Genomic DNA, 15,163 nt, shown 5'->3' on the forward strand with positions numbered 1-15,163 from the left:
GACAGCGGGAGAGTCTTCGTGCAGCGTTGGGGTTCATTGAATTCCGCGGTGTGCACAATCAACGCGCAGTGCGTCGCCAAATGCGCTGCACGGGCGATCATCCGACGACGGCTGATCCGACGACCGCAATCGCGAGTAGGGCACAAACCGCGGCAGGCGCGACAGCCATTAAGCCATCATTCGCGCGCAAATGGGTGGCGGCTGCTCCGATCAGAAGCAGGGTTAGGCCCACGCCTGCTGCAATCGCTAACGGGGTCCACCACAGACCCAGAAGCAGAGCCGCCGACGCTGCCAGCTCTAGGACGCCGATGAGCCGAAAACTGCGCGTCGAAAACCCAAGATGCGCAGCAGTGTTCGTTACACCCTGAGGGGCGATGACCATGGCGAAGCCGGTCACGGCAATAATCGCCGCGAGGATCACCGATAGAATTAGATTGGCCTCGGCCAAGTTCCCTCCTGAAGTTGCATCTCCCGCACTGCGACCACCGCGGATGTCAGCACATCCCCCACGCTCAGTTGCTATGTGGGAGCCGTGCGATGGTTTGGCTCGCTTGTCAACGCCGATGAACGAAACCTGACACAGCGCCGGATCTAGATCTCGTTTCCAACATCGTCGCCACCGAATCGGCGTGCACCACGCCCCGGTGTGCCCGTGGCTAGCGAACTTTTCTGTGTGGTACGACGAGCTTTCAATGCGCAGCGCTCCATCGTGGCTCGTCCGATCCGGTGCGGACGCCACCACCTTAAGAGGCTCGTTGACTTTGTGTCAATGACTTTCAATCGCTGCGTGTTGGACGACGATCGTTCGTTCGGCGGTGCCGCTGGCCTCGGCGGTGCGATGGCGGGTTACCACCGTTTGCAGTTCGCTCGGGTGTTCTCGGGGGATCCCCCATGTCGTTTGCCGGCTGGTGCCTACCTAGAGGGCTCGCTGCGGAACCACTTCGCTCATCATCACCGAGGGCCACCTCATCAAGGTCTGGGCGACATGATCGTGGCAGGCGTTGATGTAATCGCGCGCTTTCTCAGACAGGCCCTCGCCATCGCGTTGGCGAAGAACTTCAGACCAGTCGCTCACTTTCCACAGCTTCTTTGGCGTCGTGAGATCGGCGTCGGTGATGAGGGTGAAAACCCGCAACATCTCGCCGGAAAGCTTCGCGTAGGCAGCGCTCAGGTACGCGTTGCCCGCGGCGTCGGCCAACCTGTTGAACAGATCCGCGCCGGCCTCGACGAATCGCTGCATCTCCACAGCGTTGACCTTGGCGGGTCCGGACCGCTCCATTTCCTCGAAGTCGGCGATGATTCGCCCAAGCTGCTCGTCGCTGGCCGCCACGATGCCGCGTTTGACGATTTCCGGGCCGAGGATGCTCCAGAACGCGAACAGATCGTCAACCGCTTTGAGCGTCAATGGCGCTACCTGGTAGCCCTTGCGAGGAATCGTCCGTACCAGGCCGTCATGGTCCAGCCGCGTCAGTGCATCCCGAATCGGAGCCACCCCGAACCCGAAGTCTCCTGCCAGTGCCCGCTCGGTGATCCGCTGGCCCGGCTGAAGCCGGCACGCGATGATCTCGTCCCGTAAGCACCGGTACGCGGCCTCTGCCAGTGGCACGGTAGGTTCAGCCACCACATTGACACTGTACTGCCACCCCGGTGCGATATCACAGTTGCCGAACGAGACGGGCGAAGCAGCCGCCCGCGACGTGCCGGCGGACATGATCAATATCGACCGGATCGATCGACATCCGTTGTCAGCCTTGTGAAATCCGATGCCGAGCCCGACATCTGCGATCGGATCGTGCTCGTGCACACGGCAGTGTTTACCACTGCCCGGCCTGTCGCGATGCGAGCGGCGGATCGCGTGGGTCGCCGCCGACGCCCATCGTAGGGAGTCGGACACACCACCCAACACTTACATTGAAATGTCAATTTGCTCTGGTGACATTTCACTGCTATTACTGAGGTCTCTGGAGACGCAGATCACAACGCTCGAATGAAGGAAGTCTCATGGTCCACAACTGGATGTTCTTTTACTTCTCCCAGCCAGCCCTGCAAGCCGATCACACGAACTCTGCGATCACCCAGGAGGTGTACGACCGCTACCTCGACCTGTGCGTTCGTGACGAGCAGCTGGGCTTCGACGGCGTTTTCTTTAGCGAGCATCACTTCAGCCCCCTCAATCTCTCACCGTCCCCCAACCTCATGGTGGCCGCCGCCGCGCAACTGACGAAAACGCTGCGACTTGGGGTCATGGGCAACGTGCTTCCCTTGCATGATCCGCGCAGACTCGCCGAGGAGTGCGGCATGCTGGATTACCTCACCCGAGGTCGCCTCGAGATCGGCCTGGGTCCCGGCGTCGGCGGCGAGCCCGTGAAAGCCGGCCTGGATGCCGACGAGATTCGGCCCCGGTATGCCAGCGGCGCCGCGGTGATCGGAAAGTACGTCAAAAATCATCGCGTCACCCATAACGATGCCTTCACCAAGCTCGACGACGTTCCCATCATTCCCGCGATGCGCCAGAGCGCACCCCCAGTGTGGGTGACTGCGATGTCCGAGTCGTCAGCAGCCTGGGCGGCCAGCCAGGGATTCAAAGTATGCACCGCATGGCTGTCCACCGACCAGGTGGCCGAACTGTGCCGGACATACCGTGTGGCGGCCGCGGGGGCGGAAATAGCAACGGGGGCAACTGGTTTCGGCATACGGCGGCGCGTGTTCGTCGCACCGACCGACGCCGAAGCGCTCGACCTCGCCGAGGCAGCGTTCGACCCGGTGTCGCTTGCGGTTCAAGGCGGCGCGTCCGGCCCCGCGCAGGCCACCGCGTTGGAAGCCTCTGATTCTCACGTCATGGCAATGTTCATGAATCCCGACGACATCATCATCGGGTCGCCCAAGACCGTGACGGAGCGACTGGTCGAGCAGGTACGCACGATCGGCGCCGACCATGTTATGTACTTCTCGGACTTCAAGATGTTCGACCCGGCTGATCTTGTGCGATGCCATGACCTCATTGGCGAGCAGGTGGCCCCAGTGTTGCGGTCGATCACCGTCGACGCCTCCACGACCGCCCCCGTCGGATGAGCGCCGTCGAGGAGTACACCTACGCCCACCGGGACACCGGAGCTCTGAAATTACGCATCCTGAGACCCATCGGCGAAACGCACCGTCAGACCGCCGTCCTTCACCTGCACGGAGGGGGATGGCGCTCCGGCGCTCCGGCCATGCTCGACCCCCGCTCCCGCGCGCTGTCCGCCCTCGGCTACACCGTGATCCAGGTGCAATACCGGCTACTTGACGACGTCGTCGCATGGCCGGCGCCAGTCACCGACCTTCGGTCAGCGGTGCGCTGGGTTGTCGGGCACGCCGTCGAACTCGGCGTGCGCCCCAGTGCCATTGCGCTATGGGGGCATAGCGCAGGTGCGCACATCTGCTTGATGACGGCGTGCACTGTGGCCAGCGGCGATCTGGATCACCCCGACGACGATCAGTCCATTGCGGTATCGATTGCGGCCGTCATCGACTGCTATGGGCCGACCAGCTTCCACTCCGGCGCCATCCCGCTGATCGCCGCGGGACCTGACGGACCAGACTTCGCCGCGATCGCAGCCAACCAGCGCGAGGACGGCGCCCTGCCGGGCATCGACCTGCTCGCAGAGCCATGCAACGAGGATCAGGCCGACGCCCTGAGCCCGTTGACGCAACTTACCGCTGATTTCCCACCCACCATGATCGTGCACGGCACCCACGACACCTTGATCCGGCCAGAAAACTCACGGCGCCTGACCGATGCCCTGAGCAGCCTGGGCGTAGTCAGTGAGCTCGTCACCTTCGCTGAGTGCGGTCACGAGTTCGACGCTGCGCCAAGCTATGCTGCCGTCCTCGCCGCCCACGTTGATCTTTTTCTTCGGCGAGTACTTCGAGATCCCGATCTCACCAACGAAATCTATGAGCACTCCATGTTCTGAAACCTCACCCCGCGGTAGCCGATAGCTGGTCGGCCGAGACCACTACTGGGGAGGCTGGGGTCTCACTGCGGGTTGCCGTATAAATCGGGTCATCGCCGGTAACGCCAACCGTGCTATAGCAGTGCCACTCACAGTGCGAGCCACTGTGGCGTTGTCGCAGCGTCATGCCACCCCTGCCACCTGCATACGCCTGGACCGGTGCGCGGTGTCGAAGCCGCGTTTAGCCTTCCGGGCGCCTGCGATGCATCAAAGTCGATGTCCACGTTACTGTTTCGCTCAGTCCTGCGACATCCCAGCGGAGGCGCCCCTTTCCAGTGGCGGCCCCACCGCGGGCGCCTGCACTGCGGCAAGTCGATTGTCCTTGGCGCACAATCCCCTCGGTGCGGACGCGCAGGGTCTTCGAATCAGGGCTTCGCAGCAGCCGCGAAAGTCGGTGTCCCGGCGAAACGTTGGGACATTGCGCAAACACTCGTCGCGGACATGCGTGCCGACGGCGGTGCCATCTTTGGCGCTCGCGGCAGGGCGCCAGATTGCTTAAATGCACTGCGCCAGAGGGGTATCGATTCCTGTTGCACTTCATCAAGACGTGCGAACAGCCCCAACCCAGTCGCTGACTTATTGTCATTGACACAGAGTCAACGAAACTTTAGGCTGTGAGGTAGAACACCCCAGCGGCACTCTGGCGCTTCGCCGGCGGTCCCGCGTTCACCGCTTCATTACCGGCAAGGAGGCCCACATGACTGTCATCGATGGACGCAAGAAGCTGGCACATCTCGTGCTGCAGACGACTCAGCTACCTGTGCTGCGTGACTGGTATTTGGAGGTGCTGGATGCGCACATCGTCTACGAGAATCAAGCGTTGGCGTTTCTGACCTTCGACGACGAGCATCATCGGTTGGCGATTGCTCAGATTCCGGGCCTATCCCCCCGCACGCCGACGACAGTCGGACTATCCCACTCGGCTTATACCTTCGACGACCTCGGCCAACTGCTCGAGAAGTTCGAGCGGCTCAGCCTCGCCGGCATCCAACCCCACGTACCGGTACAGCACGGCGTGACGACCTCCATCTACTACCGCGACCCCGACGGCAATCTCGTCGAGCTGCAGATCGACAATTTCGCTACCCCCGACGAGGCCACCGGGTACATGAACGGTCCCGAATACTGCGGAGACCCCATCGGCCCTTCCTTCGAACCCGACATCATGCTCACCGCATACCGCTCAGGTACGGCAGAGTCCGTGCTCCGGACGCGTGCCTGGGCACACGAATGCGATCAGCGCAACGTCATGCAACTGATGGTGACCTGAGATCTGACGGCAGACACCGTCGGACGGGACACGAACGAGGAGAAATAATGTTGGCTCACTTCAGGTCTGCGCTGGCGACGTGCGGACCACCCAACCGCATCGCGCTCGCCAGGGCCACCGATCGACAACACCGCACAGGCGCAGACATGCCCGTCAAAGGGTCCGGCGCTGCACATCCGGAGTCTGGCATATGACCCGCGAGATGATCGAAACAGGAATCAGTGCAGAGGATTTGGTGCCGTCAACTGACGACCAGAAGATGCTGCGACGCACGTTCGGCTGCTTTCCCAAAGGAGTGGCCGCAGTTTGCGCACACATCGACAACCAGCCAGTCGGACTGACGATAAGTTCCTTTTCCTCGGTGTCATTGGAGCCACCGCTTGTCTCGATCTGTGTGATGCGCAGTTCGCGCCGCTGGACACTTCTGCGCCAAGCCCAGCGGCTGGGATTGAGCTTCCTGGCCCGCGAGCATGAAGAACTGTGCCGGTCCCTGGCCTCTTCTGAGTCTGATGTGCTTGAGGGGCAGCACATTACACCCGAAGGTGCAGTGCTAGTCCCTGGCTCCACCGCATGGCTGGATTGCAGCCTGTACGCCGAACTGGATGCCGGTGACCACACCATCGCGCTGCTACGTGTGCATCGGCTCGGAGCGCGGCCAGCGCAGGCACCCCTGGTCTTTCACGCCTCGAAGTTTCACCAACTTGTTGCGACATAACAACTTTTCGCCTCACGAAAAGGAGAATCCGTGCGCATCGCCAATCTGGATGGCCGGCTGGTAATCGTGACTGACGCCGGCGTCATCGACGTCGAGGACGCCAGCTCGCATCGCTTCGAAGCCGAGCCGCAGAGCATCTACGCCCGGTGGGACGATTTCCGCGAGTGGGCCGCCAGCGCCGACCTATCCGATGCGCAGCCCGTGTTCGACACCGCCCTTCTGCGACCACCCGCGCCGCGACCGGCCCAGCTCTTCGCCGTCGGGCTGAACTACCGCGAGCACGCCGCCGAAACCGGGCTGCAATTGCCCCAACATCCCATGGTGTTCACCAAATTCGTCAGCTGCCTCACCGGCGCCTATAGTCCCATCGCGATCCCCGAAGCGGGCAATACCGACTGGGAAATCGAACTCGTCGTGGTGATCGGCCGGCGCGCCCATCGGGTCAGCGCCGAGCGTGGATGGGAGCACGTCGCTGGCCTGAGCGTCGGGCAGGATCTTTCCGAACGCATCACCCAGATCCGCGATCCCGCTCCCCAACAGATGAGCCTGGGCAAATCCTTGCCCGGTTACGGCCCCGTCGGCCCGTGGCTGGTCACGCCCGACGAACTTCCCGACCCTGACAACCTGCAGATGAGTTGCGCCGTCGACGGCGTGCAAATGCAGAAGGCCAGCACCGTGGACATGATCTTCCCCGTCGCGGAGTTGATCTCTCAGCTCTCGGAGATCCTTCCACTGCTGCCCGGGGACGTTCTGTTCACCGGCACGCCCTCGGGTGTCGGCTACGGGATGAAGCCACCCCGATACCTGCGTCCTGGCCAGACGCTGGTCAGCCGCATCGACGGCATCGGAGAGATGCGCAATCCGATTGTCGCAGAGCACAACACAATGAAAACGCGATCCGAAAGGGACCGATAGATGAGCAATGTCGCAGCGAACACGCTAAGCGGTGAGCAGATACTGCACAACATCTCGAATCTCGCGATCGCTATCGCCAGCCGAGCCGCTGAATCGGAGTCCAATCGTCGAGTCGGCGAGGACACCATCGAGGACCTCAAGTCCGCTGGTGCGTTCCGGGTGGCGTCCCCACGACGTCACGGAGGGCTTGAGTCAAGTTTGCGTTCCATGTTGGACACCTCGGCCGCCATCGCCGAAGCTGACGGCGGCGCCTCGTGGGTTGTCACGCTGTCCAACGTCACGTGCTGGGCGGCCTGCAGCATGTACAACCAGGAGGCGATCGACGAGGTGTTCGCCAACGGACCCGACGTCATCTTGTGCGGCGTCGTTGTCCCCACAGGTCAAGCACGTCGAGTTCCCGGCGGTTACCGCGTCTCGGGCAGCTGGGCGTATGCCTCCGCGAGCCTGCACGCTCAATGGGCGAGCTGCGGTGCGGTGGTCGTCGATGAGGACGGTCAACCCGTCGACCAACTGATGATGCTGATTCCGCGTGCAGATTTCCGCGTCGAAGACACCTGGTATGTCGCGGGCATGCGGTCCTCCGGCAGCAACACCATCGTCGTTGACGATGTCTTTGTCCCGGCTCATCGCGCGACACCGTTGGAGCCGACCCTCGCGGGCGCCAACGTCGCGGCGCACCCCGAATCGGCGCTCTACCGCAGCGCTGTCGGGCCGATGCTGGTCTTGGTCGTGATGGGTCCCCAACTGGGGCTGGGTCGCGCCGCACTGCGTATCGCCACCACGAAAGCGGCGTCGAAGCCGTTGGCCTACACCACTATCGGTCGGCAAGCCGATTCGGTGTCCTTCCAGCTGCTGATCGCCGAAGCCGCGGCCCGAATCGATACGGCTCATCTGCACGCCTACCGCGCCGCCGACGACGTTGACCGCCACGCACGCGACGCCACCATGCCCGATCTCCTGACCCGTGCCCGTATCCGCGCCGATTCGGCGGTCGCTCTGCAAAGCATCAACGGTGCCCTCAATACGCTCCTGAACGCGGCTGGCGCGTCCAGCTTCGCCGAGGTCAACCCGATGCAGCGAATCTGGCGCGACTCCAACGTAGCTGCGCGCCACGCCGTCACATTGCCGCAGGTGTCGATGGAGACCTACGGCAAAGCGCTGCTGGGAGCAACCGACAACATTACCGACATCATATGACGCAGACACCTACGAACGAATGGTGTGCGAGCGCACCGTATCTAGTCCCGGGCCCACTACCCGCACCCGGGAGCGCCCTGTCGCGTCGCCGAACTTCCCCTCACGCACTACCACGAATCCACCCCCACCCGGAGGCCCCATGACATCCACCGATCAGACGCTCGCCACGTCGTGGCCGAATTACTCTGGCCCGCAGGATATCCGCGCCATCGAGAAGACTCCGCTGCATGAGCGGGGGTTGCCGGCGACGACCTACTCGGCACTAGTCCGCGCTGCTGCGCTGTGGCCTGACCGCACCGCGATCACCGTGACGCCCGGAGGAGGTGACTGGGACCATGCCGTCGCACGCACCTGCGCCGACTTCCTGGCCACCGTGCATCGTTACGCCAACGTGCTGCACCGGTTCGGAGTACGGCGCAATGACGCTGTAGCCCTGATGTCCCCCAACACCATCGAACTGATCTCCGCCACGCTCGCCGCGCAGCTGGCCGGCATCGCGGCACCGATCAACGGATCGCTCACCGAGACGCAGGTCGCTCAACTAGTCGTGCGCTCCGGCGCGCGCGTCCTCATCGCCGCCGACCCAAATGTGGCACCCGAGATGTGGCATACCGCCGCCCGACTCGCCGCCGACGGCCAAGTCGACACCATCCTGCTGTTGCGCCCGACCGGCGCGTCCGCTGCCGAACACACTGCGCCGCCGAGCATCCCCGGGGTGGTAGTGGACTACCTTGACGACCTGGCCTCCGGCGAGGACGCCGAAACCTTTGCCGGCGAACCTCCCGAGGGCACCGACCTGGCTGCGTTTTTTCACACCGGAGGAACCACCGGGCTGCCCAAATTGGCGGCGCACACCCACGCCAACGAGGTGGCCGACGCCTGGATGCTCGCACTACCGCTCGGCGAACTCGGGGAACATGATTCGATCTTCGCCGCGCTGCCGCTATTTCACGTTAACGCGATGATCGTAACAGTGCTCTCACCTCTGCTTCGAGGCCGCCACGTCGTGTGGGCGGGACCGCTGGGTTACCGCGATCCCGTTCTGCTGCAACGGTTCTGGGATACCGTCGAGCGCCACCGGATCGGCGCCATGAGTGCGGTGCCGACGGTGTATGCGCAATTGGCGCGCATCCCGGTCAATGCCGACATCTCGAGCCTGCGCTATCCCATTGTGGGTGCATCACCCCTGCCCGAGGCCGTGCGCGAGTCGTTCCACGCCCGCACGGGGGTCGCTCTCCTAGAGGGTTACGGAATGACCGAAGCGACCTGCGCGAGCGCGCTCAATTTTCCCGCCGCACCACGGTCGGGGTCGGTGGGACATCGAATGCCCTATCAGGGCATCCAGGTGATCGCCGACGCCGCCGAACAGCCGTGGCGCCCGGTCGCTGCCGGCCAGACCGGTGTGCTGACCATCAGCGGCCCGACGGTATTCGCCGGTTACGTTGTCGGCCGCGACGAACACGGCCCCGTGCTCGACACATTGGGCAGCGTCGTCGACGGTTGGCTCAACACCGGTGATTTGGCCAGCATCGACGATGATGGGTTCATCCGATTACGTGGCCGGGTCAAGGATCTGATCATCCGCGGCGGACACAACATCGAACCGGGCATCATCGAAGATGCTCTCCTGTCCCATCCCAGTGTGGTCGCCGCGGCCGCCGTCGGCCGCCCCGACGCGCACTCCGGTGAGGTCCCGGTGGCCTATGTTGCGCTAGGCGAAGGCGAAGACGTCGATGCTGACCAACTCCGACAGTGGGCCGCCGCCCACGTGTCCGAACCCGCCGCAGCCCCCAAAGAGGTGACAATCCTCGGGGCCATACCCGTCACCGCGGTGGGGAAGCCGAACAAACTGAGTCTGCGCTGCGACGCCACCCGCGCGGCACTTCTTGAAGCGTTACGCGACGTCGCCGACGTTGAGACCATCACAACGGCAGTCGACGACGGCACGATCGTTGCGACGATAACTACCGACACCGTTGCGGCAAAGGCTGCGGCCAAAGCCATCGTGGGGCGGTATTCCGTCGAGGCGCGGGTCATCGCCAAGTGAAATCGGACCCGGTCGGCGTCCGGACCGGCCGCCGTGTCGGGGCTGAACAGTATCGGCGCCGACGACGCGCGAGATGTATCGACTGCCGTCAGCGGTCACATCGGCGCGATCCGCAGCATCTCACGACCGATCTCGTGCTGACCAGGTTGTCCCGCGTGATCGGCCCACGACGCCTCGCCGAACTGACCGCTTCGCCCCGTGTCGTCGAGCGGTCACCCGGCCGAATCCCGCCGCACGCTAGGGTGAGGAGTCATTGAATCGCGATCAACGATTCCTTGTCCGCATGGAATGGGTCATCACGACTCGTCACACCACACCTGTGGGAGGGGGCCTACCGTGACTGTCGCACCGACTCGCACGACCTCACGAGCAGCACAGGCTGCTCGGACGCGCCAACGGCTGATCGACGCGGCCGTTCAATTGTTTTCGGCGAACAACTACGACGACGTCGCTGTCGCCGACATCGCACGCGAGGCCAAAGTGGCCCATGGCTTGCTCTTTCACTACTTCGGAAGTAAGAGCCAGATCTACCTCGAAGCCATCCAGGCTGCCGCCGATGAGATCACCGGGTCGTTCACCGTGCAGGAAGGTCTCTCGCCGGGGCAACAGCTTCGCGAGGCTCTCGTACGGCACTTCCGATACCTGGCGAGCCACCGCGGTTTAGCGCTTCGGTTGGCGCTTGCCGGACCCGGCGCAGGGCAATCTGCATGGGAAATCTTCGAGTCGACGCGGCTGCACGCAGTGCAGTGGATAGCCGACATTCTCGACCTGCCGCCCCCGTCACCGGCAATGCAGATGATGTGGCGCGCGTGTATCGGTGCCATCGACGAGGCTGCCCTGTTCTGGCTGCGCCATGATGAGCCATTCACGGTTGAGGACATTGTCGACAGTGTTGTCGACATCATGGCGACGGCGATGCGAGCCGCCGCTCGACTTGATCCGACACTGGACGTCGAACCGGCCGTCGACAAGATGCTGCATCCATAGCACCAACGGAGAATGACCAATGGGGCGACGACGACGCCGTCGCTCGTTAGCCGCGCAGGCGGTTAGCATGTGAACAGTCGGCCGTATGGCGGGTCACGATGCCGCCGACGTACCGCGAGAGGTTCCAGGGGGCGCGCGCCTGCCCGCCGGCGCCAACCGCCCGCGGTTGGTGGACAGTCCGAAGCCGTGGCGCTCTCGCTACAGCAACGCCCATGATCGGCGGCCCGAACACTCGACTGTCCACGCGACCGCGCCTCTCACGAAGGGTCGCAGACCTCGTCGAAACAGGCGAGGTCGACCTTGACCCTTGTGCGGCGCGCTCAACCTGGCTGTCACGTGCTGGCGCTTGGGCGCAAGCGCGGATGCACCCTCCCGCTTCAACGTTGTAGCAGCCCAACAGCGTGGTCTGCGTAACACGTCGGCCGAAGGAGTGCCGTGCCTTGCAACTCATTTAGCCGTGGCGCTGTTAGGCACCGCCGCCGCGCGCCATCGGTTACCGCGAGATTCTCCCGGGGCCGCAACCAAGTCAGTCTGCATACCGTCTCAACCCGCTGCTGTATGCACCGCCCCAGCAGTGCATACAGCTAACTACGATTCTAGTTGACTTACAGTCATTGAAAATGAGTCAGCCACTTGATAGCGTGTGGTCCCGCGCACAGGGCAGCCCAGGCTGTGGCGTGGATCAACAGACCGAGGAGGTCGATATCGCGTGAGCGCCAGAATCATTGGGTCGAGCAGACGCTTCGGGCTGCCCCTGGGCGACGGCCACACGGTCAGCACCCTGTTATCGAGGTTCAAGCCCTGCCATGCGCAGAGTGATCTGCGAGCGCACGCCGCATAGCTCGCCGGTAGAGCGCCGGCACTGCAAGAGGCAATCGCCAGGCTCTGCGCAGCAATTCATTTGACGACATCGACAGTCGAGGAACGAAGCAAATGCCGATCTCCCCACACGCGACCCGGCCGCCTGCCGATGCCACGGAGGTCTCCTCTCTCGGCCTGATCGGGTCGACCGCAGCCCGCCCGCTGCGCGGCATCGGCGGATTCACCGTTTTGGCGCTGCAGACCGTGATCACGTCAGTAAACCGACGTTTCGCGTGGCACGAATTTCTCGAACAGATGTGGTTCCTGGCGCGGGTATCCGCGGTGCCCGCTCTGATGCTGTCGATCCCTTACGTAGTGATGGCCGCGTTCACCTTCAACATCCTGCTCATCGAATTTGGCGGGGCCGACTTTTCGGGAACCGGTGCCGCACTGAGCGCGGTCAACCAGATTGGGCCCCTGGTCACTGTGCTCGTCGTCACGGGCGCAGGAGCGTCGGCAATGTGTGCCGACCTGGGGGCACGAACCATTCGGGAAGAAATTGATGCACTCAAGGTGATGGGCATCGACCCCATCCAGGCGTTGATCGTGCCGCGCGTCGCGGCAGCCACGGTCACCGCACTGCTGTTATCGGCGGTCGTCACCCTGGTCGGTCTCATCGGCGCCTTCTTCTTCTCGGTGTACTTCCAGCACGTCACGCCGGGAGCGTTCGTTGCCAGCATGACGTTGATCACCGGAACCAGTGATGTGATCGTCTCGACGGTCAAAGCGGCATTGTTCGGGCTCACCGCCGGGCTCATCGCCTGCTACCAGGGGACCACGGTCAAGGGCGGTCCGGCCGGGGTCGGTAATGCCGTCAACGAGACCGTAGTGGTGTCGTTCGTCCTGCTTTTCGTCATCAACATCATCGTCACCGCAATCGGATTCAAGGTGACCGTGTGACCACGAATATCGCACTGCGACAACGCTATCCGCGCCTGACAGCACGCGCAATCGGGATCCGGACCCGGTGGCAGGTTCTGGGCGAACAGACCCGCTTCTACGGCGAGACGCTGTACTCGGTGCTGTTCGCGCTTGGACGCTACCGCGGCGAGATGTTGCGGCAGATCGCCGCAATGAGTATGGGAACGGGGGCATTGGCCGTCGTCGGCGGAACCGTAACCGTCGTCGCGTTCCTAACCATGTCCACCGGCGGAGTCGTTGCAGCCCAAGGCTATAACCAGTTCAGCCAGATCGGGGTGGAGGCCTTGACCGGATTCGGCTCGGCATTCCTCAACCCACGCCTGATCACCCCCACCACCGCAGCGATCGCTCTCGCCGCCACCGTCGGCGCAGGTGCCACCGCCCAGCTGGGCGCCATGCGCATCAATGAAGAGATCGACGCGCTGGAGGTCATGGGGATCCGCGCGGTGGCCTACCTCGCGTCCACCCGCGTCGCTGCCGGGATCATCGTCGTCATCCCGCTGTACTGCGTGGCGATCGTCCTGGCGTTCCTCGCCGCCCGGTTAGGCACCACCGCTTTCTACGGCCAGTCCACCGGCGTTTACGACCATTACTTCCACACCTTCCTAGTGCCAGGCGACGTGCTGCGCTCCTTCGTCGTGACGATCGTGGTGGCCGCTGTCGTCATGCTGATTCACACCTATTACGGATTCACCGCCCACGGCGGACCCGCCGGGGTCGGTGAGGCGGTCGGCCGCGCCACCCGCACATCGCTGGTCATCTCAGCCTTCGTGATCCTGCTGGTCACCATGGCCCTCTACGGCCAAACCGGAAACTTCAACTTCGCGGGATGAAAATGCGCAACACACCCGCCGGACACCACCGCGTCACCTCCGAATGGCTGGCCGCCGGACTAGTCGCGGTCATCGTCACCGCCGTCCTCGTCAGCATCGGAGCGTTCAACCGCAGCTTCACTCCCGCCGTGCGGGTCAGCGTCACTGCGGAACGCGCCGGGTTGGTGATGGAACCCAACGCGAAGGTCAAGATGCGCGGCGTGCAGGTCGGCCGAGTCGCCTCGATCCAGGGCGGGTCGACCCCCGTGTCCCTGGCACTGGACATCGATCCCGACCAGATCGCCCACATACCCGCCAATGTGGTGGCCCGCATCGACGCCACGTCGCTGTTCGGCGCCAAATTTGTCGACCTGGTCTACCCGGCCCAGCCCGAGGCGGCGCGGCTTCGCGCCGGCGCAGTGGTGCCCACCGAAAACGTCACCGCCGAAGTCAACACGGTTTTCGAGAACCTCGTCGCTCTGATCCAACAGATCGACCCCGCGAAACTGAACGCGATCGTCACCGCCATGGCCGAAGCGCTGCGCGGGCAGGGCCCCCGCATCGGTGAAGCCACCACGGCCGCCAACCAGGTCCTTACAGCGCTCAACGAGCGCACGGACACGCTCCGCGAGGACTGGCAAGCAGTCGCCGGCGCCGCCGACGTCTACAACGCGGCCGCCCACAACATCATCGACATCTTTGACGCCGCCGCAACCACCAGTACCACCGTCACCAGCAACGCCACCCAGCTGGACGCCTTCCTCGTCTCCGCTATCGGACTCGGTGACAGCGGGGTGCAGCTGCTGGCACCCAGCCGCGACAACCTGATCGCAGCGGTGCACAAACTCGAGCCGACCACCCAACTGCTCCTCACGTATAACCCGTCGCTGACCTGCATGCTCGTCGGTGCCCAGATCGCCCTCGACAGCGGTCTACGCGACGCGATGGGCGGCGCCGACGGCAAATCAGTGATCATGGACTCCGCCCTCCTGCTGGGCGCCGACCCGTACCGCTACCCCAGTAACCTGCCCATCAACGGAGCCAAAGGCGGCCCCGGCGGCAAACCGGGCTGCGGCTCCCTACCTGATGTCGCCAAAAACTGGCCCGTCCGCCAACTTATCGCCAACACCGGGTTCGGCACCGGGCTGGACTGGCGACCCAACCCTGGCATCGGGTTCCCCGGCTACGCCAACTACCTGCCGGTGACCCGTGCCGTGCCAGAACCCCCCAGCATCCGCTACCCGGGCGGCCCCGCACCAGGACCTATCCCCTACCCCGGAGCACCGCCGTACGGCGCCCCCCAATACGGACCCGACGGCACCCCGCTCTACCCCGGCGTGCCGCCCGCACCGCCTCAAACCTCACCCGCCCCACCCGACGGCGCACCGCCACCAAACCCCTGACCCACTCCCCACACCCTGACCAGTCAAGAACGTCGCAGAA

The 15,163-nt window shown here is 63.8% G+C and carries 13 protein-coding genes; 11 read left to right on the forward strand and 2 right to left on the reverse strand.

The features are described 5' to 3' along the window. Positions 1–97 precede the first annotated feature (97 nt). Both P9A17_RS26250 and P9A17_RS26255 read right to left on the reverse strand, forming a co-directional pair. A complete protein-coding gene (locus tag P9A17_RS26250; RefSeq protein ID WP_278041681.1) occupies positions 98–448 on the reverse strand; it encodes a DoxX family protein in 351 nt (116 codons plus the stop codon). 468 nt (positions 449–916) lie between these two features. Beyond that, on the reverse strand, positions 917–1,894 hold the full coding sequence (locus P9A17_RS26255) for a GntR family transcriptional regulator (protein WP_278041764.1): 978 nt from the start codon (positions 1,892–1,894) through the stop codon (positions 917–919). 122 nt (positions 1,895–2,016) lie between these two features. On the opposite strand from P9A17_RS26255, the gene P9A17_RS26260 reads away from it, so the two are divergent. From P9A17_RS26260 to P9A17_RS26310, 11 genes are all read left to right on the forward strand, one after another. Next, positions 2,017–3,072, forward strand: a complete 1,056-nt coding sequence (locus tag P9A17_RS26260) for an LLM class flavin-dependent oxidoreductase (protein WP_278041765.1) — start codon at positions 2,017–2,019, stop codon at positions 3,070–3,072. Beyond that, a complete protein-coding gene (locus P9A17_RS26265; protein ID WP_278041682.1) occupies positions 3,069–3,956 on the forward strand; it encodes an alpha/beta hydrolase in 888 nt (295 codons plus the stop codon). Before P9A17_RS26260 ends, P9A17_RS26265 begins: the two co-directional genes overlap by 4 nt. Positions 3,957–4,692: 736 nt before the next feature. Beyond that, complete coding sequence (locus tag P9A17_RS26270; protein ID WP_278041683.1) at positions 4,693–5,265, forward strand: VOC family protein; 573 nt, start codon at positions 4,693–4,695, stop codon at positions 5,263–5,265. A gap of 202 nt (positions 5,266–5,467) precedes the next feature. After that, positions 5,468–5,980, forward strand: coding sequence for a flavin reductase family protein (locus P9A17_RS26275; RefSeq protein ID WP_278041766.1), 513 nt, complete (start codon positions 5,468–5,470; stop codon positions 5,978–5,980). Positions 5,981–6,010: 30 nt separating this feature from the next. Beyond that, a complete protein-coding gene (locus P9A17_RS26280; RefSeq protein ID WP_278041684.1) occupies positions 6,011–6,895 on the forward strand; it encodes a fumarylacetoacetate hydrolase family protein in 885 nt (294 codons plus the stop codon). Beyond that, complete coding sequence (locus P9A17_RS26285; RefSeq protein WP_278041685.1) at positions 6,896–8,092, forward strand: oxidoreductase; 1,197 nt, start codon at positions 6,896–6,898, stop codon at positions 8,090–8,092. A gap of 139 nt (positions 8,093–8,231) precedes the next feature. Then, positions 8,232–10,139, forward strand: coding sequence for an acyl-CoA synthetase (locus P9A17_RS26290; RefSeq protein ID WP_278041686.1), 1,908 nt, complete (start codon positions 8,232–8,234; stop codon positions 10,137–10,139). A gap of 336 nt (positions 10,140–10,475) precedes the next feature. Continuing rightward, on the forward strand, positions 10,476–11,126 hold the full coding sequence (locus P9A17_RS26295) for a TetR/AcrR family transcriptional regulator (RefSeq protein ID WP_278041687.1): 651 nt from the start codon (positions 10,476–10,478) through the stop codon (positions 11,124–11,126). Between the two features lie 933 nt (positions 11,127–12,059). Then, positions 12,060–12,887, forward strand: coding sequence for an ABC transporter permease (locus P9A17_RS26300; protein ID WP_278041688.1), 828 nt, complete (start codon positions 12,060–12,062; stop codon positions 12,885–12,887). A 35-nt stretch (positions 12,888–12,922) separates the two neighbouring features. Beyond that, on the forward strand, positions 12,923–13,741 hold the full coding sequence (locus P9A17_RS26305) for an ABC transporter permease (RefSeq protein WP_278041767.1): 819 nt from the start codon (positions 12,923–12,925) through the stop codon (positions 13,739–13,741). A 2-nt stretch (positions 13,742–13,743) separates the two neighbouring features. Continuing rightward, positions 13,744–15,123: an MCE family protein gene (locus P9A17_RS26310; RefSeq protein WP_278041689.1), complete on the forward strand. Its 1,380-nt coding sequence runs from the start codon at positions 13,744–13,746 to the stop codon at positions 15,121–15,123. Positions 15,124–15,163: the final 40 nt, after the last annotated feature.

Source organism: Mycobacterium sp. 236(2023) (assembly GCF_029623955.1).
GTDB lineage: Bacteria > Actinomycetota > Actinomycetes > Mycobacteriales > Mycobacteriaceae > Mycobacterium.

Excerpts from the sequence above, each read along its gene's own strand:
- P9A17_RS26260 (WP_278041765.1), top strand. The coding sequence starts at position 2,017 with ATGTTCTTTTACTTCTCCCAGCCAGCCCTGCAAGCCGATCACACGAAC.
- P9A17_RS26265 (WP_278041682.1), top strand. The coding sequence starts at position 3,069 with ATGAGCGCCGTCGAGGAGTACACCTACGCCCACCGGGACACCGGAGCT.
- P9A17_RS26270 (WP_278041683.1), top strand. The coding sequence starts at position 4,693 with ATGACTGTCATCGATGGACGCAAGAAGCTGGCACATCTCGTGCTGCAG.
- P9A17_RS26275 (WP_278041766.1), top strand. The coding sequence starts at position 5,468 with ATGATCGAAACAGGAATCAGTGCAGAGGATTTGGTGCCGTCAACTGAC.
- P9A17_RS26285 (WP_278041685.1), top strand. The coding sequence starts at position 6,896 with ATGAGCAATGTCGCAGCGAACACGCTAAGCGGTGAGCAGATACTGCAC.
- P9A17_RS26290 (WP_278041686.1), top strand. The coding sequence starts at position 8,232 with ATGACATCCACCGATCAGACGCTCGCCACGTCGTGGCCGAATTACTCT.
- P9A17_RS26300 (WP_278041688.1), top strand. The coding sequence starts at position 12,060 with ATGCCGATCTCCCCACACGCGACCCGGCCGCCTGCCGATGCCACGGAG.
- P9A17_RS26310 (WP_278041689.1), top strand. The coding sequence starts at position 13,744 with ATGCGCAACACACCCGCCGGACACCACCGCGTCACCTCCGAATGGCTG.